General features: G+C 66.2%; 15 protein-coding genes. 5 read left to right on the top strand and 10 right to left on the bottom strand.

Annotated elements, in window-relative coordinates:
* Nucleotides 1-76: 76 nt before the first annotated feature.
* The 4 genes from ACFW0H_RS08280 (at nt 77) to ACFW0H_RS08265 (ending at nt 3,397) form a co-directional block, all read left to right on the top strand.
* Nucleotides 77-409, top strand: a complete 333-nt coding sequence (locus tag ACFW0H_RS08280; RefSeq protein WP_422913419.1) for a DMT family transporter — start codon at nt 77-79, stop codon at nt 407-409.
* Between the two features lie 74 nt (nt 410-483).
* Nucleotides 484-1,659 carry an NAD(P)/FAD-dependent oxidoreductase gene (locus tag ACFW0H_RS08275; protein WP_422913418.1) on the top strand — a complete coding sequence of 392 codons (1,176 nt, stop codon included), beginning with the start codon at nt 484-486 and terminating at the stop codon, nt 1,657-1,659.
* Complete coding sequence (locus ACFW0H_RS08270) at nt 1,656-2,465, top strand: aldo/keto reductase (RefSeq protein ID WP_422913417.1); 810 nt, start codon at nt 1,656-1,658, stop codon at nt 2,463-2,465. Before ACFW0H_RS08275 ends, ACFW0H_RS08270 begins: the two co-directional genes overlap by 4 nt.
* A 26-nt stretch (nt 2,466-2,491) precedes the next feature.
* Complete coding sequence (locus ACFW0H_RS08265) at nt 2,492-3,397, top strand: metal ABC transporter ATPase (protein ID WP_422913416.1); 906 nt, start codon at nt 2,492-2,494, stop codon at nt 3,395-3,397.
* A gap of 193 nt (nt 3,398-3,590) precedes the next feature.
* Here ACFW0H_RS08265 and ACFW0H_RS08260 read toward each other — a convergent pair whose 3' ends face one another.
* From ACFW0H_RS08260 to msbA, 7 genes are all read right to left on the bottom strand, one after another.
* Nucleotides 3,591-4,796, bottom strand: a complete 1,206-nt coding sequence (locus ACFW0H_RS08260; RefSeq protein WP_422913415.1) for an acyl-CoA dehydrogenase family protein — start codon at nt 4,794-4,796, stop codon at nt 3,591-3,593.
* 10 nt (nt 4,797-4,806) lie between these two features.
* On the bottom strand, nt 4,807-6,081 hold the full coding sequence (locus ACFW0H_RS08255) for an acyl-CoA dehydrogenase family protein (protein WP_422913414.1): 1,275 nt from the start codon (nt 6,079-6,081) through the stop codon (nt 4,807-4,809).
* Nucleotides 6,082-6,257: 176 nt separating this feature from the next.
* Nucleotides 6,258-7,991, bottom strand: coding sequence for a carbamoyltransferase C-terminal domain-containing protein (locus ACFW0H_RS08250; protein ID WP_422913413.1), 1,734 nt, complete (start codon nt 7,989-7,991; stop codon nt 6,258-6,260).
* 150 nt (nt 7,992-8,141) lie between these two features.
* Entirely contained in the window at nt 8,142-9,566 is a 1,425-nt protein-coding gene (gene hldE, locus ACFW0H_RS08245) for a bifunctional D-glycero-beta-D-manno-heptose-7-phosphate kinase/D-glycero-beta-D-manno-heptose 1-phosphate adenylyltransferase HldE (RefSeq protein ID WP_422913412.1), read from the bottom strand.
* A gap of 45 nt (nt 9,567-9,611) precedes the next feature.
* Nucleotides 9,612-11,048, bottom strand: a complete 1,437-nt coding sequence (locus tag ACFW0H_RS08240; protein WP_422913411.1) for a PIG-L deacetylase family protein — start codon at nt 11,046-11,048, stop codon at nt 9,612-9,614.
* Between the two features lie 4 nt (nt 11,049-11,052).
* Nucleotides 11,053-11,949, bottom strand: a complete 897-nt coding sequence (locus tag ACFW0H_RS08235) for a GNAT family N-acetyltransferase (protein WP_422913410.1) — start codon at nt 11,947-11,949, stop codon at nt 11,053-11,055.
* 62 nt (nt 11,950-12,011) lie between these two features.
* The gene (msbA, locus tag ACFW0H_RS08230; RefSeq protein WP_422913409.1) at nt 12,012-13,820 is read right to left on the bottom strand and encodes a lipid A export permease/ATP-binding protein MsbA; all 1,809 of its coding nucleotides are present in this window, start codon (nt 13,818-13,820) and stop codon (nt 12,012-12,014) included.
* A 152-nt stretch (nt 13,821-13,972) separates the two neighbouring features.
* Between msbA and ACFW0H_RS08225 the strand changes: the two genes are divergently transcribed.
* Nucleotides 13,973-14,632 carry a phosphotransferase gene (locus ACFW0H_RS08225; RefSeq protein WP_422913408.1) on the top strand — a complete coding sequence of 220 codons (660 nt, stop codon included), beginning with the start codon at nt 13,973-13,975 and terminating at the stop codon, nt 14,630-14,632.
* Between the two features lie 25 nt (nt 14,633-14,657).
* Here ACFW0H_RS08225 and ACFW0H_RS08220 read toward each other — a convergent pair whose 3' ends face one another.
* Genes ACFW0H_RS08220 through ACFW0H_RS08210 form a run of 3 tightly spaced genes read right to left on the bottom strand, consistent with a single transcriptional unit; the run spans nt 14,658 to nt 18,816 of the window.
* The gene (locus tag ACFW0H_RS08220; protein WP_422913407.1) at nt 14,658-16,109 is read right to left on the bottom strand and encodes a hypothetical protein; all 1,452 of its coding nucleotides are present in this window, start codon (nt 16,107-16,109) and stop codon (nt 14,658-14,660) included.
* A 57-nt stretch (nt 16,110-16,166) separates the two neighbouring features.
* Complete coding sequence (locus tag ACFW0H_RS08215) at nt 16,167-17,069, bottom strand: glycosyltransferase family 2 protein (RefSeq protein ID WP_422913406.1); 903 nt, start codon at nt 17,067-17,069, stop codon at nt 16,167-16,169.
* Nucleotides 17,059-18,816, bottom strand: a complete 1,758-nt coding sequence (locus ACFW0H_RS08210; protein ID WP_422913405.1) for a carbamoyltransferase family protein — start codon at nt 18,814-18,816, stop codon at nt 17,059-17,061. Before ACFW0H_RS08210 ends, ACFW0H_RS08215 begins: the two co-directional genes overlap by 11 nt.
* Nucleotides 18,817-18,819: the final 3 nt, after the last annotated feature.

Here is an 18,819-nt window from a genome sequence, read left to right as displayed (position 1 = left end):
CCAATACAGATGGGTAATGACTTTATCCCATCACCTGAAGTCTTAGAATCCGCTCCATCGCACAGGAGGCCCGACCATGACCGGCTACATCTACCTCGCTATCGCCATTGCCGCCGAAGTCATCGCCACCACCTCGATGAAGGCCATCGACGGCTTCAACAAACCGCTGCCCCTGATCCTGGTGATCGGCGGCTACGCCATCGCCTTCTGGATGCTGACCATGGTGGTGCGCAGCATTCCCGTGGGCATCGCCTACGCCATCTGGGCCGGGCTCGGCATCGTGCTGGTGAGCGTCGCCGCGCTGGTGCTTTACCAGCAGAAGCTGGATACCCCGGCGGTGCTGGGCATGGGGCTGATCGTCTCCGGCGTCGTCGTGATCCAGCTGTTTTCCAGCAGCACCGGGCATTAAGCAGGGTCCTGCCGCAGCATCACCGACAGGGGCGCTATACTGCGCCCCTGTTTTTTTTAAGGCGCCTGCAACTCATGGCCGAATCCCTTTCCACCGATGTGCTCATCCTGGGCGGCGGCATCGCCGGCCTCTGGCTCAACGCCCGTCTGCGCAAGCAAGGCTTCGCCACTCTGCTGGTGGAAAACGCCAGCCTGGGCGGCGGGCAGAGCGTGAAATCCCAGGGAATCATCCACGGTGGCGCCAAGTACGCCCTGCACGGCGCCCTGACCGGCGCCTCCGAAGCCATCGCCGACATGCCGCGGCGCTGGCGTGAAGCCCTGGCCGGCAGCGGCGAACTGGATCTCTCCGGCGTGCGCCTGCTCTCCGACGCCCACTACCTCTGGTCCCCCGGCACCCTGGCCGGCAACCTCACCAGCTTCTTCGCCAGCAAGGCAGTGCGCGGCCGCGTCGACCAGGTGAAGGGCGACGCCCTGCCCCCCGCGCTGCAACATCCGAAATTCAAGGGCAAGGTCTATCGCCTGGCCGAACTCGTACTGGATGTGCCCAGCCTGATCAACCGCCTGGCGGAACTGGCCGGCGATGGCCTGCTGGCCGCCCGCGAGATCGAACCGCTGCTGGAAGATGGCCAGCTCAAAGGGTTGCGCATCGACGGCCGTGAAGTGCGCGCCCAGCGCATCGTCCTCAGCGCCGGCGCCGGCAACCAGGGCCTGATCGAAGCCCTGGGGTTGAGCCAGCCGGCCATGCAGCGCCGCCCGCTGCACATGGTGATGGTCAAGGCGCCCAGCCTGAAACCCCTCTACGCACACTGCCTGGGCGGCGGCCCCAAGCCCCGCGTCACCGTCACCAGCCACCCGGCCGCCGACGGCCAGTGGGTCTGGTATCTGGGCGGCGACCTGGCCGAAGCCGACGGCGTGGCCCGCAGCGAAGCCGAGCAGATCGCCGCCGCCGAACAGGAACTGCGCCAGCTGTTGCCCTGGATCGACCTCTCCGCCGCCCAATGGGCGACCCTGCGGGTGGATCGTGCCGAGCCGGCGCAAAGCGGCCTGGTGCGCCCGGACAACGCCTTCCTCCATGAACAGGGCGCGCTGCTGGTGGGCTGGCCCACCAAGCTGGCCCTGGCGCCGGACTTCGCCGACCGCGTGCTGGCCGCCTTCGCGCGCGACAGTCTCCGCCCGGCTCACCATTCCCCACTGCCCGCCCTGCCCCGCCCGCCGGTGGCGCAGCCCGCCTGGGAGGAGCTGCTGGGATGAACAACCTGCACAGCCTCCACCGCCCGCTGGGCAACACCGGTCTGGTGGTCTCCCCGCTGGGCCTGGGCACCGTCAAGCTGGGCCGCGACCAGGGCGTGAAATACCCCAGCGGCTTCACCATTCCCGATGACTTCGAGGCCCGCCAGTTGCTGGCCCTGGCCCGCGACCTCGGCATCAACCTGATCGACACCGCGCCGGCCTACGGTCGCAGCGAGGAACGCCTTGGCCCGCTGCTGCGCGGCCAGCGCCAGGAGTGGGTCATCGTCAGCAAGGTCGGCGAAGAGTTCGAGAACGGACTCTCCCGTTTCGACTTCAGCCCCGAACACACACGCTTCTCCGTCGAACGCAGCCTGAAACGCCTGGAAACCGACTTCATCGACCTGGTCCTGGTGCATTCCGACGGCAATGACCTGGACGTCCTGCGCAACAGCGGCGTCTACGAGACCCTCGCCGAGCTGAAGCGGGCCGGCAAGATCCGCGCCTACGGCCTTTCCGGCAAGACGGTGGACGGCGGCCTGCTGGCCCTGGAGCAGGGCGACTGCGCCATGGTCACCTACAACCTCAACGAGCAGGGCGAGAAGCCGGTGCTCGACTTCGCGCTGCAACAGAACAAGGGCATCCTGATCAAGAAAGGCCTGGCCAGCGGCCATGTCTGCCTGGCTGCGGGAGTGGACCCGGTGCACGCCAGCTTCGAACTGATCTTCGGTCATCCCGGGGTGACCAGCGCGATAATCGGGACGATCAATCCGCTGCATCTGTCCCATAATGTCGCGACGGCCGCCGCAGTGATCGGGGGTCATCGCTAGCCGCCCCCTACGCAGAAGGAGCCGACATGCCGCGAATCCTCGCCCGCAAGGACCCCAGCGCTTTCAAGACCCTTCCGTTGCATGTCGAAGCCAGTTCCGAGTCACTGAATTACCAGAGCCTCGGTCGGCCGCTCAACTTCTCCCAGATGCTGGAGCGCCGCCGCCCGGTGCAGGTGAACGACAACCGGCGTTTCGCGGTGGAATTGGCGAACCTGGGCGTTTCGGTACGCCTGACGCTGAATCTGCAAGGCCGCGACTACTGGCTGCTGGTGCGCCAGCGCCGGCAGGATCGCGGCGACACCGTGCTCAAGCTGATATCCGGCTACGTCCCGGCCCATGAGCTGAACCTGCCGCTACTCACCGCCATCCAGGAAGTAGCCGAGGAATGCCTGATCGAAACGTCGGAAGGCTGGCTCGCCGGGCGTTTCGCCGACACCTGGCTGCCCACGCCCTACCAGCGCCAACTGCGCTACCGCGAGGCGAGTCACTTTCGCCTGAGCCCGCTGTCCGGCGCGGCGCGGCCGGTGCGCAATGGCAAGCTGACCCTGCTGGAGCGGCCCGAGGCCTATGTCCACCTGCCCACCGCCTCCCTGCAACTGGTCTACGACCTGCGCCTGGAGCTGCCACGGGACTGCCACCAGATCAGCCTCTTCCACGTCGATGAGGTGCTGCAGGACCGCGAACTGGTGGCCCAGCTGGAACGGCGGCGGCCGGACATCTACCTGCTGCCGCTGCACCAGGGCCTGCCCACCGGTGAGCTGCTGACCCTGCGCAATGGCGAGTTCAATACCGCCAGCACCCGTGGCCTGTGGCTTTCGGAAAGCTTCGCCGAACAGGACGGCTGGCTGGTCCACGACGAACGGGTGCGCTGGCGGGACTGGCTGTCGCGGGTGGGGACGGCCCGGCCGATGGGAAAGCGGATGGCCGGCTGAAGCACCGGGAGCGCAAGGAGCCCCCGCGCGAATGAGTATTCACGCGCGGCCTCAAGCTCCTGGAAGATGGCTCGCCGTAGGGTGTACCGCGCGCACCGAATTCGATGCCCGAGCCCGGCGCCGAGTCCGCCGACACCTCGGTCTGGCGCGCACGGCGCACCCTACGCGACCGAGCGCAACGAGGCTGGCCGGCTCATCTGAGTTCACTCGACGTCTTACCCAGCAACCGCCGCGCCACGATCAGCAGCTGGATCTGCTGGGTGCCTTCGAAGATGTCGAGGATCTTCGAGTCCCGCGCCCATTTCTCCAGCAGCTCGTCCTCGCCGTAGCCCAGGGCGCCCGCCAGCTCCACGCACTTCAGGGTGACCTCGTTGGCCACCCGCCCGGCCTTGGCCTTGGCGATGGAGGCCTCCTTCGAATTGGGCAGCCGGTTGTCGGCCATCCAGGCCGCCTTCAGGGTGAGCAGGCGCGCGGCCTCCCATTCGGCCTCCAGGCGATAGAGCGTGGCTTCGGCATGACGCACGGCCAGCAGCGGCATGCGGTAGTCGAAGCGGCAACCGGCCTTGCCCAATAGCTCGCGGGTGCGGTCCAGCGCGGCCTTGGCCAGCCCCACCGCCATCCCGGCCACCAGCGGGCGGGTGTTGTCGAAGGTTTCCATGACCCCGGCGAAGCCCTTCTGCACATCGATCCCGGCGGCGCCCAGCAGGTTGGCGGCCGGTACCCGGCAGTCGTTGAGGCTGATGGAGGCGGTATCCGAGGCCTTGATGCCGAGCTTCTTCTCCAGGCGGGTCACCGTCATCCCCGGCGCGCCTTTTTCGACCACGAAGGACTTGATGGCGGCACGCCCCAGGCTGCGGTCCAGGGTGGCCCAGACCACCACCGCGTCGGCGCGCTCGCCGGAGGTGACGAAGATCTTCTCGCCATTGAGCACGTAATGCTCGCCATCCTTCACCGCCGTGGTGCGGATGGCCGCCGAGTCCGAGCCGCAGCCCGGCTCGGTGATGGCCATGGCCGCCCAGGTGCCCTTGAAGCGCTTGAGCTGCTCGTCGTTGGCCACCGCGGCGATGGCGGCGTTGCCCAGGCCCTGGCGCGGCATGGCCAGGAGCAGGCCGACGTCCCCCCAACACAGCTCCATCACGCCCAGCAGGGCGGACAGGTTGCCGCCGTTGCACACGCCGTCCTCCGCCACTGCACCGCGCTTGCTGGCAGAGCCGGCGCCGACGGCGTCAGGGGAGCCGGCGTTCATGCCATCCAGCAGCGCAGCCAAGAGGTCCAGTTCGCGAGGATAGGCATGCTCGGCCTTGTCGTACTTGCGCGAAAGCGGGCGGAAGTAGCGGGCCGCCACCTGGTGGGCCTGGTCGCCAAGGCCGCGGAGTTTCTTCGGGATTTCCAGATTCATGCTGCCGTCCTCAGAGTTGCAGGCCGCCGCTCATCAGGGCGACGGCGCGCAGGTCGCGATACCAGCGCTCAGCCGGGTGCTCCTGGGTGAAACCGTGGCCGCCGAGCAGTTGCACGGCGTCCGTCCCGATCTTCATGGCCTTCTCGGCGCAGAACAGGCGTGCCAGGTAGGCTTCGCGGCGGAAGGCTTCGCCCCGGTCCGCGCGAGCGCTGGCGCGCCAGACCATCAGGCGCATGGCGTCCAGTTCGATGGCCATGTCCGCGACCAGGAAGGCCACGCCCTGGCGGTGGCTGATGGGCTCGCCGAAGGCCGTGCGCTGGTTGCAGTAATCGATCACGTAGTCCAGCGCAGCTTGGGCCGTGCCCAGGGCCAGGGCGCACCAGGCCAGGTGGCTGAGATCGAGGAATGCTTGGTAGTCGAAATCGGCGGCGGCCAGTCGATTGCCCAGCGGCACTTTCACCCCCTTCAGGCGAACCCGTGCGGTGCCGCAGGCTTTCAGGCCCATGGCCGGCTCATGGCGCCGTTCCAGCCCCTTGCTGCCGGCCTCAACCATGAACAGCGCCGGCCCCCTGCCGGTTTCGGCGGCCACTATCAGTCGGCTGGCGTCCAGCCCGTCCAGCACCAGGCATTTCTCGCCGCTCAGCACGTAGTGCCCGCCCCGGCGCCGGGCACGGGTGGCCAGTCGATGGGGATCGAAGAGCAAGGCCGGTTCGTTCACCGCGATCGCCATGCGGGGCGCCGGCTGTGCCGCGACGAAAGCCGGCAGCCAGGCGACCTGCTGCTCGGGCGAGGCCCAGCGGCGGATGCAGTTGGCGGCCGAGAGCGGCACCAGCAGCGCGGCGGCCAGGCCAAGGTCGCCCTTGGCCATGGCCTCGGCCATCAGGGCGTTGGTCACTATGGTGCGCTCGCCGGCCAGCCCGCCCAGGGATTCACCAACCCCATAGTGGGCCAGCCCAAGTTCGTGGACCTGGTTGAGGAGTACTGCGGGCAGCACGCCACGGGCATCCGCCTCACGGGCGGCCGGACGCAGGGTATCCAGGGCGAAGGATTCCAGCATCTCCACCAGCATCCGCTGCTCGTCGGACAGGGAAAGATCGAACAGGTCGTCCGCCGCGGCCTGGCGAGTTGCCTTGCGGCCCCGCCGGGCGGCCAACCCGAAGCCGGCACGGGCGCCGCTGTAGAGGAGTCGTTCGAAAACCTTGCGTAGTTTCAGACGATCGGGCCAATCGGCCTGGGCCACGCGATAGAGCGCGGCCAGGGCACGGCCCTGTGCGGTGGAAGCCATGGTGTCCAATCCCCTGCTCTCGACAATGCGAGGAGCATGCGCGCGGGGATGGCCGGCGACTATGACCGCTTTGCCGCGGGTGAGCGGCAGTCCGGCCAAACGCCGATTTCAAACGACGACGCCTTGCGGATCAGGCCCGCAAGGCGTCGCAGTCAATCGCACCCGGGAAGGGAAAATCAGCCTTGCGCCCGGTGAGCCTCGCCGGGGAAGACCATGCCGCCATCGCAGACCAGGAAGTCGATGCGGTTGTCGGCCAGGGCCTGCAGCGCCTCTTCGGGGGTATTGATGATCGGCTCTTCATGGGCGTTGAAGCTGGTGTTGACCAGCGTGGGCAGCCCTGTTTTTTCCTTGAACGACACCAGGATGTCGTAATACAGCGGATTGCTCGCGCGCTCGATGATCTGCGGCCTCGCCGTGCCATCGACATGCACCACCGCCGGGATCCTGGCCGCCCACTCGGGTTTGACCTTGGTGGTGATGGTCATGAACCGGCAGGCGTATTGGTTGCTCGGATCGATGTCATAGACACGCTCGGCATCGACATCCAGGACGTAGGGTGCGAACGGCATGAACTCGGTGCGCTGCAGGCGCTTGTTGATGCTGTCGTTGACTTCACGCTGGGCCGGGCTGGCCAGGATGGTCCGCGCCCCCAGGGCGCGTGGCCCCATTTCCATTGCGCCGTAGAAGATCGCCCCCACCCAGCCGTCAGCCAGCATCTGTGCGGTCTTCTCGACATAACCGGGCTCGCGCTCGACCCGAAAACCGAGCCGCTCGCCGGCGCCGAGCAGGTCGTCGCCGGTGTACGGCCAACCGAAATACAGGTGGTCCAGGCGATCGCGCGTCAGCTTGGCGAGCCCGTGCCTGGCGACCCAATAGTCCACGCAGGCGCCCACCGGCAGCCCTTCATCGCCCATCGCCGGAAAGATGAAGACCTCTTCAATCTCCGGCAGCGCGGCAACCAGCTGGTTCAGGCGCACATTGGAAAAGACCCCGCCACTCATGGCGATGTACTTGGCCGGGTGCTTTTTCAGGAGCACCTGCAGCCAACGCAGCACGACCCGCTCGGTAGCGACCTGGATGGAGGCGGCAATATCTGCGTTGGAAAGCCCCTGGAAGATATCGCCAAGCGCCGCATGCAGGGCCTTGTTGTCGGCCAGTTCGGTGTGAATACGGCCGTGCTCGTCGATCGGGAAGAGCGCGACGATCCGATCGGCGCCCTTCGGCTCGCCGAAGGCGGCCAGGCCGGTCAATTTGCCTTCGTGGCGGTTGGGCTTGAAACCACAGGCGGAGGTCGCAAAGGCATAGGCCAGACCGATGGAGGCCGCCTCGTTCTGAGGCTCATCCAGCAGCGTCTCCTCGCCGCCCCAGATCAGCTTCAGTTGCTGATCGGCAAGCAGGTAAGCCGAGTATTGCGCGGCGTCGCCGCCACCATCGCAGCTGACCAGCAGCGTATCGCCAGGCCAGTCGCAATAACGCAGCGATGACATCACGTGCGCGCGGTGGTGGTTGGCGAAGTGCATTTCGACGTCCGGCCGCAGGCCCATGTGCTGGCGCAGCCTGGGCAGGTCGAGGAAGGTTTCCGCGTCGAGGTTCCGGGTGCGCATCATCAGCGAGCCGAGGGAGCGATCACGCTGCTGGTTGAATATCTTGCGGCGTACATCCCGCAGGGGCAGCGCCCCCGTCTTGAAGCAGGACACCGGGAACTTCATCCGGGTAAAGGCAACGACATCGATTTGCGCGCGGGATATGCCGGCAATGCGCAACACTTCATCCACCGACTGCAGATCGAAGAAACCACCATCATTCTTGATCCGGTTCAGGCGTTCCTCTTTGCAGAAAGCCAGAAGCCTGTCGTCCTCGAACAGGCACGCACCAGCATCGTGCCCCGTATGGATCCCTAGCATGTACATGAATCGACTTCCCTTTACATCGATCGGAGGCTGCCGATCCTGATCACGGAGTACAGCGCAATAGCCTGACCTGCGCGTTTATTTTTCTTGTTACACAGCTCGATCCGCCCCGGGCGACGTATGCATTCGATCAGGGGAGCCCAATCGTCCTCAGGAGCGGTCGCGAATCTTGTTGACGATGGCGGTGGTGGAGCTGTTCTCCACCAGGCCGAGCACTTTCACCTCGCCGCCGTAGGCACGCACGATATCGGCGCCGACCACCTGGTCGATGCCATAGTCGCCGCCCTTGACCAGCACATCGGGCTTGACCTGGGACAGCAGGCACTCCGGGGTGTCCTCGGCGAAGCTGACGACCCAGTCCACGGCGCCCAGGCCAGCCAGTACGGCCATGCGCCGTTCGACACTGTTGATCGGCCGGCCCGGCCCCTTCAGGCGGCTGACCGAGGCATCGTCGTTGACCGCCAGCACCAGGCGGTCGCCCTGGGCGCGCGCCTGTTCCAGATAGGTCACGTGGCCGGCGTGGAGAATGTCGAAGCAACCGTTGGTGAAGACGATCTTCTCGCCATGGGCGCGGGCGTCCTCGATGGCCAGCAGCAGCTGGTCGAGGCTCAGCACGCCGCGTTCGGAGCCCTGCTCGCGCTGCACCGCGCGGCGCAGTTCCGGGGCGCTGATGGCGGCGGTGCCCAGCTTGCCGACGACGATGCCCGCGGCGAGGTTGGCCAGGGCCACGGCCTGGGGCAGCTCCTCACCCGCGGCCAGGGCGGCGGCCAGGGTGGAGATCACGGTATCGCCGGCGCCGGTGACGTCGAACACTTCGCGGGCGCGGGCCGGCAGGTGAAGGGCGTGGTGGCCGGGACGCAGCAGGGTCATGCCGTGCTCGCCACGGGTGACCAGCAACGCGCCCAGATCCAGCTCCTGCATCAGGGCGGCGCCCTTGGCCACCAGTTCGGCTTCATCCAGGCAACGGCCGACGATGGTTTCGAACTCGCTGAGGTTCGGCGTGATCAGGCTGGCGCCACGATAGATGCTGAAGTCCCGGCCCTTGGGATCGGCCAGTACCGGCACGCCGCTGCGGCGGGCCGCCTGGATCAGCACCTGATGGTTCTTCAGCGCACCTTTGCCGTAATCGGACAGCACCAATACCTTGGCCCCGGACAGCAGCCGCTCGACTTCCGTGGCCACGGCTTCGGCGTCGGTGTCGAAGGCTTCCTCGAAGTCCATGCGCAGCAACTGCTGGTGGCGGCTCAGGACCCGCAGCTTGACGATGGTCGGCTGCTGGGCGAGACGCTGGAAGTGCACCTCGACGCCGGCGGCGTTGAGGCTGTCGGTGAGGCTGTCGGACGCTTCGTCGATACCGGTGATGCCCACCAGCATGGCCGGCGCGCCCAGGGCGGCGATGTTCAGCGCCACGTTGGCGGCACCGCCGGGACGGTCCTCGATCTGCTCCACTTTGACCACGGGCACCGGCGCCTCGGGCGAAATGCGCGAGGTCCCGCCATGCCAGTAGCGGTCGAGCATGACGTCGCCCACCACCAGAACGGGGGCCTGATCGAATCGGGGCATGGACAGCTTCATGGAGTCTCCGGACGTCAAAAACGGCGCGGATCATACCATAGCAGCTCAGTGGGCCCGAGGCCCCCGATCGGACGTGGAACGCACCCAGAACAGCTCGTGGCGACGCACCGCCTTGCGGAAGAATTCGTCCTGGCCAAACTCGGGCCAGCGCCGCCCGGCCAGCAGCCACTGGATCATGCGCCGCAGGCGCCTCCTGAACGGCAGCGGCCCCTGCAGGTCGTGCTGCATGGCCAGTGCCTGGGCCTTGTCCATGCGCGCGGACTCGCTCAACAACGGGCTCCACAACCCGTCGGCCGGCAGCGGTTCCAGACGTGGCGGCAGGGGGACACCATTGCCCGCAGGCCCCATGGGCCAGCGGTCGTTGTCGTAAAGGTGGTTGGCATAGAGCAACTGGACCCCGGGCCGCCAGCCGCTTCGCTCGACGGCCTCGACCAGGGCCCTGCTGGCCTGGACGTGGTCAGGGTGCGGATCCAGCTCGGGGTGTGGCAGCACCACCACCTCGGGGCGGCAGCGCTCCAGAAGCGCGGCGAGGTCCCCCACCAGGTTGTTCCAGCTCGGCACGCCGTCGCGGTCACCCGGCAACGTCAGGGGATTGAAGCGGCGCACGCTGCGGATATCCGCATCGCCGGACTCCAGCGACGCGAAAGCCTTGTCCGGTTCGGCCGCCATGGGCGCCAGCTGCATGCAGTAGTAGCCCAACTGGACGCACTGCGTCGCCGGTACTCCGCCCCACAGCGGCACGGCCAGGCTGCTCCAGCTGCGCAGGCGCCCCTTCAGGCGCGCGGCAGACGCCTTGTCGAGCCCCATCCGACGGTAATTCCGCGCTTCGATCTCGCCCTGGGTCAGGGTGACGATGCAGGCGTGGGCGCAGCGGCTGTACAAGCCGAAGGCCGCCAGTTCGGCGTCGTCCGCGTGGGGGGCGATGACCATGACACGCCGCGCCGCGTAATCCGGGTTGGCGAAGGCATGCAGCCTGACCTCCGGCAGCAACCGGCAGAAGCGGCCGGACAGCTGCAGGCGCCCGTCGCGCAGGGCAGGCAGCAGGCCCGACAAGTTGAGATAGCGCCGACCGCGCAGGCCACGCTCGAAATCCTGGCGATCGCGGTACTGAGCATCCCGGATCAGCACATGGGGATCCAGCCAGCGCCCCAGCCAGGTGCTGTGGATTTCCACGTCGAGGATCAGGGTATCGGCAGACTCCGCCAGCGAGGCGGTATTGAGCCGCAACCGGCCTTCGCGGAGTTCGCCCGGCATCGAACGCGCGGATTCAGGGAAGTCGTAGCGGTAATCTTCCCGTGGCGAATAGAAGAGATGGTCGGCGAACCAGGCCTCATGGGCGATCCAGGCCAGCACCAGCAGCACCGGCAGGCTGTTCCAGCTGCCGAACCAGTCGAGCGCGGCCAGGACCAGCAGCGCCGCGAGCATGAAGAGACGCTTGCCGCGCCGGTGCCGACGCAGCAATTGCTGTTTGCGTGTTTCCATTCACTTAAACCCGGTATGCAGCGACTCTGTTGCACCAACGATCCTTGTATTCACGATCAGCGCGACCGAAGGAGTAGCGCAGGGCCTTGCCCCCGGCCCGGGCTTGCTCCCAGGCAGCCTGGGTATTGATGAAGCTGAGTACGCTGCCCGGACTGAGGTGTTGCGCGCGCGGGTCGACTCCACCGTTGATGTACTCGTAACTGAGCCATTCTGGTGACTCGACCCTGAACAGCACCTGAACGGCGACGGGTGCGCCGTCGAGCAGGAGCAGTGCGCCGCTGAGGAACTCACGCAGCAGCGCGAAGACTTCGCCCAGTCTGGGCTTGCCCGGCACCTCGAAGCCCCAGCGACGCTCGAACAGCTCCGTGTAGACAGTCGCCAGTTCGTCGGGGGCATAGTCCGCCACCGGCCGGATCTCGCCGCCCGCCTCCTCGAACAGGCGCAGTTCGCGACGCTGGTTGTAGCGGAACTTCCTGGACAGCTCCTCGGGTGGGCGGGCCAGGGCCAGCTGTTCTTTCTGCGAGCGTTGGCCGCTGAATCCGGACCGATTCAGCTCGGAGAGATAGCGCACCTCGTGGCGCAGCGGAATACCGGCATCAGGCGAAACCGGCAAGATGACTTCGGCATTGCCCAGATCGAAGAGGTTGCGCATGCCCTTGCGCTTGAGCACCCGCCGGGACAGCGCAAGGCTCCTGCCCCAGGTCGGAATGGCGGCCTGGAGCTCGCCGGCCACCCGGTAGCCGAGATAACGCACCGGAATTCCTGCCAGCGCGGACAGCCGCTCGACGATCTGCGGGTGGGTGATGACGCTGCCACCGAAGTGCGCCCAGGCATCGGCATAACCAGCGGCGTCTATCGACTCCCATCCACGTTCACGGTACAGCCTGCATCTGTTGAGCAAATCCTTACCCTGCCGGGAGTAATGCCCGGCCCTTCCTCGTTACCCTCTGCGCCCAGCCCTGCTCAGAGCTCTTGCGGCTGGGCCTCCTCCTCGAACTGGCTGGCGTGGAGCCGGGCGTAGTAGCCGTTCATGGCCAGCAGTTCGGCATGGCTGCCGCGCTCGACGATCCGCCCCTGATCCATCACCAGGATCAGGTCCGCCTTCTCGATGGTGGAGAGGCGGTGGGCGATGACCAGGGTGGTGCGGCCATCCATCACGCGATCCAGCGCGGCCTGGATGTGCCGCTCGGACTCGGTATCGAGTGCCGAGGTGGCCTCGTCCAGCACCAGTACCGGGGCGTTCTTCAACAGCGCGCGGGCAATGGCGAGGCGCTGACGCTGACCACCGGACAGCAGCACGCCGTTCTCGCCCACCTCGGTGTCGAAGCCTTTCGGCAGCCGGTCGACGAACTCCTTGGCGTAGGCGGCCTCGGCAGCCTTCTCGATGTCTTCCCGCGGCGCGCCAGCAAGGTCGCCATAGGCGATGTTGTTGGCCACCGAGTCATTGAACAGGTTGACCTGCTGTGTCACCAGGGCGATGTGGCGGCGCAGGTTGCGCAGGCGGTACTGCTCGATATCGACGCCGTCCAGCAGGATCTGCCCCTGTTCGTGGTGGTAGAAGCGCGGGATCAGGTTGGCCAGGGTGGACTTGCCGCTGCCGGAGCGCCCCACCAGGGCGACCATCTGGCCCGGCTCGGCCTCGAAACTGATGTCCTGCAGTACGGGCTTGTCGGTGCCGGGATACTGGAAGCTCAGGTTGCGCACCTGCACGCGCCCGCTCACCCGGTCCCGTTCGACGGTGCCGTGATCCACCTCAGGCTCTTCATCGAGCTGCTCGAAGATGCTTTCCGCACCCGCCACGCCGCGCTGCACCGTGGAGCTGACCTCGGACAGCTGGCGGATCGGCTTGGGCAGCAGGCCCGCGGCGGTGATGTAGGCCACCAGGTCGCCAGCACTGGCGTCGCCCCGCAGGAACAGCACCAGGAACATCAGCGCGGCCATGGCGGTGTAGATCACCAACTGCAGCATCGGGGTGTAGACGGCCGAGGTCTTGGTCATGCGCAGCTGCTTGTGGGTGTTGTCCTGGCTGGCGCTCTGGAAGCGGGCGGACTCATAGGGCTCACCGCCGAAGCTGCGTACCACGCGATAACCCTGGATGGTTTCGGAGGCCACGTGGGTCACGTCACCCATGGCCACCTGGATCTTCTTGCTCTGTTTGCGGAACTTCCTGCTGGCGCTGCTCACCATCAGCGCGATCAGCGGCAGGATGGCCACCATCACCAGGGTCAGTTTCCAGTTCATCCACAACAGGTAGCCGAACAGGAAGATCACGGTCAGGCCTTCGCGTATCACCACCTTGATGGCGTCGGTCGCCGCGCCGGTGACCATGGTCACGTTGAAGGTGATACGCGAGATCAGGTGGCCCGAGTTGTGGCTGTCGAAGTAGCGGTTGGGCAGTCTCAGCAGACTGTCGAACAGGGCGAGCCGCAGGTCGTGCACCAGGCCCAGGGATACCTTGGCCAGGAAGTAGTTGCCCAGGTAGGAACCCAGCCCCTGCCAGGCGGCGATCAGGATGATCAGCAGCGGCACCGCCTGAAGCAGTTTCAGGTCGCGCAAGTAGGGAACGTCACGGAACAGGACGGCATCCGGATTGCTCAGGCCATCGACGAAGTACTTGAGGATGCCGGCCAGCATCGGCTGGGTGGAGGCGAAGATGATGTAGCCGATGATGCTGATCAGGAACAGGCCGACGTAGGGCCTTACATAGCCCAGCAGGCGCAGGTAGATCCTGAGACTCGACGGGCGAGCGTCGCTGAGGGGGTTATCGGACATGGACTCACGCAAGGACGTTGCCGAAAAGGCGGCAAGCTTAGCACACCGAGGGCTGCCCCTTTCCCGGGGATGGATTAAGATGCCGCCGGGCCGATGGCGGGAGGCCCGTCAATAGAATCCGCGACAGACCCAGGAAGCGAAGAGCCCGAGCGATGAGAGCGCTGGAAGAGACCGACCTCGACACCCTTCTGCAAGGCGCCCAGACCATCGAAGCCGATGGCCATGGACTCAAGGTGGCGCGCCTTGCCGATGGCAGCTTCCTCAAGCTGTTTCGCCGCAAGCGGCTGATCTCATCGAGCATCTGGTCGCCACCGGCGCAGCGTTTCGCCGAGAATGCCAGGCGCCTCCAGGAGCTGGGCATCGCGGCTCCGGACATCATCGAGACCTTCCAGGTGCCGCAACGCCGGGCCAACGGCGTGCGCTACCAACCGCTGCCAGGAGAAACCCTGCGCAGCCACTGGCGCGATCTCGACGCCGCCAGCCGGGATGCGCAGGTCCGCCAGTTCGGCCGCTTCCTCGCACGACTGCACCAGTTGGGGGTGTACTTCCGCTCGCTGCACCTGGGCAACGTGCTGCTGCTGCCTGATGGCCAGCTCGGCCTGATCGACCTCTCCGACATGCGCATCAGCGGGCACCCCCTGACGTCCTGGAAACGCCGTCGCAACCTTCAGCACATGCTGCGTTACGAGGAGGACATCCGCCTGCTGGTCGGCGAGCATCGCGCCGCCCTGCTCGACGGCTATGCCGCCGGATGCGGCGCGCAGGTCGCCCGACGCCTGGCTTCGGCCATCCAGCGGCTGCATCCGCAATAGGGGCGCACAGCCGCGCGGCCCTGCCTCACTTGCCGATCACCAGCACCGTCGCGTTCTTCTTGTTGGCGAACTGCGCCAGGACCTTCAGCTCGCGACGCGCCAGCCACTTCTGGACCCAGGGCTCATCGGCCTTTTCCTCGATCAGGAAGTAGCGGAACTCGGCGAAATGCTCGTCGTTCATCGCCTGCTCACGGGTCAGGGACGGCAACCGGTAACCCCAGCCCGCGTAGTAGCCGATGCGCGGATCCTCGTAGTAGATGGCATCGGTACGTTCGATGTGCTGCGCCAGCCAGTGGCCGGCCTCGATGTAGTGGGTCTTCTTCGCCGACAGGGAAATGACGTTGCCCAGCATCACCAGCACTGCCACCACCACCAGCCCCCTGATGGCGCGGGGGAAGCGCCGGGAAAGCGCCTGCATGGCCAGGACCGCCAGGGGAACCGCGAGCAGGTTCAGGAAGCTGACGTACCGCCCGTTGATGAACATCTGCTGCATGAAGAAGATCAGCAACACGCCGAAGTAGAGCACCCACGCCCAGGCAAGGGCTGAAAAGCCCTTCAGGTAGTCACGCAGGCAGCGCCAGCCGTCACGGAACAGGAAAGGCACGCAGAAGGGGCCGAGCAGCTTGGCGAACTTCAGCAGTGCGGTGGCGATGAAACCGACCAGCAGGATCAGTCCCGCGTCGTCGGCCGAATATTTCTGCAGGATGTTCGAGCCCAGTTGCTCGGCCGCGGCCGAGAAATTGGCAAACATGGTGCGGGGGTCCAGCAAAAGGAGGTAGTACTGGATCCTCGCCAGGGGCAGATGGTCGGTGGCGAACAACCCGCCCACGGCCACTGCCATCAGCAGCGACGGCAGCAGGATCAACTGCAGGAAGCGCTTCCTGCCCAGGGTGGTGCCCAGCCCCGGCAGCAGCCACAAGCACAGCGCCGCCATCAGCATCACGGCTTCCAGGCGGAATAGGGCGGCCAGGGCTACCACCACCGAGATCAGGAAGCCGCGGCCCCAGCCGCCACGCGCCTCCCAGCGCAGGGCCAGCCACAGCGCCAGGATGGAGAAGAACCAGAAGCCGAACTCACGCAGGATATCGTTGCGAAAGCCGTTGAACGCCGGCATCGCCAGGACCACCAGGCAAGCCCAGCCACCGCTTCCGGGGATGCGGCTCGACACCATGTCCACCAGCAAGGCGCAGGTACCCGCCATCAGGAGCGCGCACCAGAGATACCCGGTGGTTTCCATGGGCAACCCGGTCAGGGCATGGGTGATCCCGACCAGGATCGAGAACCAGGGCCAGTTGAATGTCGCCAGGGTCGCGGCCAGCCCCTGATCGACGAAGACCTGGGCGGCGTCCATGTAGAACGCGGCATCCTTGGCTATCGTGACCTCGAAGCCCACGGCGATCCAGGACAGCAGCAGGCTGCCGATGAAGGCCCAATGCGCTGGGCGCAGCCTGTGCACTTGGCCGATTATTCCTTGCATGGAGACTCCTGGGTAAAAAACGGCGCGCCACTCCGGGCCACGACGGTAAACGGGATATCAGCGCCCCAACCAGAGGCGCAGGGCCTTGCGGCTGTAGGACAGTTTGAACAACACCCGCCAGTCCGCGCCTAGCGCCTCGCAGTAATAGTTCCGCGCGCTGTCCCGGTCGCCGGCCAGCAGGCAGGTGCGGAACAGCGACAGGCAGCGCTGGGCACGATAGGCGGATTTGAGCGATTGCAGAGCGGCCGGCAGCTTGCGGAAGACCTCGTCCACCAGGTCGAGGCCTACCTTGCGGGCGGCTTCGGCGTTATGCCGCAGGCTGCCGGGATGCTTGTGGATGCGCGCCAGCATCAGGTCCAGGACTTCCACCTCGCCCTGGGTCAGGCAATAGGCGAAGACCGGGATGTCCTCGCTATGGCGCAGGTGTTCGGGATAGGGCCGCTCCAGCAGCAGCTCGCGCTGGAAGACGCAGGCGCCGTGGCTCAAGGCGATCTTCTTGTCCAGCAGGTAATCCTTCAGGCGCCGGAGGGGCTCGCCAGGCACGGTATTGGCGGGATGCCCGCGCTCGCGGCCGTCAGGCTGGACCGCCACATGGCCGGCGAGCCAGAGGCCGACATCCGGTTGCTGGCGCAGGCGCGCGCAGAGGTCGGGCAGCACGCCGGGCGCCAGTTCGTCGTCGGCGTCCAGCAGCAGCACGTAGCGACCCTGGGCCAGCTGCACGCCGTTGTTGCGCGCGGCGGACGGCCCGGCATTGGCCTGACGCACGCCCTGGAAGGCATCGCCGTAACGCTGGCTCAGGGCGGCGAAAACCGCCGGGGTGCCGTCGGTGGAGCCGTCGTCCACTACCCAGAGTTCGACCTCCGGGGTGGCCTGGGCCAGCACCGATTCCACGGCACGCGGGAGCACGCCCGCGTAGTTGTAGCTGGGAATGACAACGCTAAGCAGCGGCTTAGCCGACATTGTCATACCAGTCCTTGCCTTCCTTGACGACGAGGATGTCTTCCATGATCAGGTACTGCAGGTCGGAGCCGTAGAACATGTTCAGCGCGTCGGTGGGCGAGCAGATCATCGGTTCGCCACGGCGGTTCAGCGAAGTGTTCAGCGACACGCCGTTGCCGGTGAGGTTCTCCAGCTCCTTCATCAGGTCGTACCAGCGCGGGTTGTGGCGACGCTCCAGTACCTGGGCACGGGAGGTGCCGTCCTCGTGCACCACTTCGCCCACGCGGGTCTTCCACTCTTCATTGACTTCGAAGGTGAAGGTCATGAAGGGACTCGGATGGTCGACCTTGAGCATCTGCGGCGCCACGGTGTCCAGCATGGACGGGCAAAAGGGGCGCCAGCGCTCGCGGAACTTGATCTGCTCGTTGATGCGGTCGGCCACGCCGGCCACGCTCGGGCAACCGATGATGGAGCGGCCGCCGAGGGCGCGCGGGCCGAACTCCATGCGGCCCTGGAACCAGGCCACCGGGTTGGCGTCGACCATGATCCGGGCGATGCGCTGCGGGGTGTTGTCGATGCGCTTGTACACCGGCTGCTTCGGGTGCCTGGCGCAGGCGGCGATCACATCCTCGTTGGTGAAGGATGGGCCGAGGTAGACGTGCTCCATTTTCTCCACCGGCACGCCGCGCTTGTGCGAGACGTAGGCGGCGGCACCCACGGAGGTGCCGGCGTCGCCGGAAGCCGGCTGGACGAACAGCTCCTTCACTTCCGGGCGGGCGATGATCTTCTGGTTCAGCTTGACGTTCAGCGCGCAGCCGCCGGCGAAGGCGATCTTGCCGGTCTCGCGGAGGATGTCGCCGAGGTAGTAGTCCATCATCTCCAGCGCCAGCTTCTCGAACAGCGCCTGCATGCTGGCGGCGTAGTGGATGTACGGATCGTCGGCGATGTCGCCCTGGCGTTTCGGGCCCAGCCACTCGATCAGCTTGGGCGAGAAGTAGTAGCCCTTGCCGTTTTCCTTGTAGCGGCGGAAACCGATGACGTTGGCATAGTCGGTATTGATGATCAGCTCGCCGTTCTCGAACTTGGCCAGGCGCGAGAAATCGTATTGGGCGGCGTCACCGTATGGCGCCATGCCCATGACCTTGAACTCGCCGTCGAGCATCTCGAAGCCGAGGTACTCGGTGATCGCGCCATAGAGGCCACCGAGGGAGTCGGGATCGTAGAACTCCTTGATCTTGTGGATCTTGCCGTTCTCGCCCCAGCCGAAGAAGGTGGTGGCGTACTCGCCCTTGCCGTCGATGCCGAGGATCGCGGTCTTCTCCTTGAAGCCCGAGCAGTGGTAGGCGCTGGAGGCGTGGGCCAGGTGGTGCTCCACCGGCTCGATCTTCACCTTCTTGGCGTCGAAGCCCAGCTGCTCCAGGCACCAGACGATCTTCTTGCGGTAGCGCTTGTAGCGGCGGTTGCCCATGAGGATGGCGTCCAGCGCGCGATCCGGGGCGTACCAGTAGCGCTTGGCGTACTGCCAGCGGGCCTTGCCGAACAGGCTGATGGGGGCGAAGGGAATAGCCACCACGTCGACGTCGGACGGCTTGATGCCGGCCTGCTCCAGGCAGAACTTGGCCGCCTCGTAAGGCATGCGATTCTTCGCGTGCTTGTCGCGCACGAAGCGCTCTTCTTCGGCGGCCGCGATCAGCTTGCCGTCGATATAGAGCGCAGCGGAGGGATCATGGCTGAGGGCGCCGGAAAGGCCGAGAATCGTCAATGCCACGGG

The sequence above is a fragment of the Metapseudomonas cellulosilytica genome (genome assembly GCF_049334135.1).
GTDB lineage: Bacteria > Pseudomonadota > Gammaproteobacteria > Pseudomonadales > Pseudomonadaceae > Metapseudomonas.
The sequence above is the reverse complement of the archived record's forward strand: the minus strand, read 5'-3'. Positions and strand labels throughout refer to the sequence as shown.

Bases quoted from the DNA above. Each gene is read 5' to 3' on its own strand.
- ACFW0H_RS08280 (WP_422913419.1), top strand. From the start codon at position 77: ATGACCGGCTACATCTACCTCGCTATCGCCATTGCCGCCGAAGTCATC.
- ACFW0H_RS08275 (WP_422913418.1), top strand. From the start codon at position 484: ATGGCCGAATCCCTTTCCACCGATGTGCTCATCCTGGGCGGCGGCATC.
- ACFW0H_RS08220 (WP_422913407.1), bottom strand. From the start codon at position 16,109: ATGCAAGGAATAATCGGCCAAGTGCACAGGCTGCGCCCAGCGCATTGG.
- hldE (WP_422913412.1), bottom strand. From the start codon at position 9,566: ATGAAGCTGTCCATGCCCCGATTCGATCAGGCCCCCGTTCTGGTGGTG.
- ACFW0H_RS08270 (WP_422913417.1), top strand. From the start codon at position 1,656: ATGAACAACCTGCACAGCCTCCACCGCCCGCTGGGCAACACCGGTCTG.
- ACFW0H_RS08240 (WP_422913411.1), bottom strand. From the start codon at position 11,048: ATGGAAACACGCAAACAGCAATTGCTGCGTCGGCACCGGCGCGGCAAG.
- ACFW0H_RS08250 (WP_422913413.1), bottom strand. From the start codon at position 7,991: ATGTACATGCTAGGGATCCATACGGGGCACGATGCTGGTGCGTGCCTG.
- ACFW0H_RS08225 (WP_422913408.1), top strand. From the start codon at position 13,973: ATGAGAGCGCTGGAAGAGACCGACCTCGACACCCTTCTGCAAGGCGCC.
- ACFW0H_RS08215 (WP_422913406.1), bottom strand. From the start codon at position 17,069: ATGTCGGCTAAGCCGCTGCTTAGCGTTGTCATTCCCAGCTACAACTAC.
- ACFW0H_RS08260 (WP_422913415.1), bottom strand. From the start codon at position 4,796: ATGAATCTGGAAATCCCGAAGAAACTCCGCGGCCTTGGCGACCAGGCC.
- ACFW0H_RS08265 (WP_422913416.1), top strand. From the start codon at position 2,492: ATGCCGCGAATCCTCGCCCGCAAGGACCCCAGCGCTTTCAAGACCCTT.
- msbA (WP_422913409.1), bottom strand. From the start codon at position 13,820: ATGTCCGATAACCCCCTCAGCGACGCTCGCCCGTCGAGTCTCAGGATC.
- ACFW0H_RS08255 (WP_422913414.1), bottom strand. From the start codon at position 6,081: ATGGCTTCCACCGCACAGGGCCGTGCCCTGGCCGCGCTCTATCGCGTG.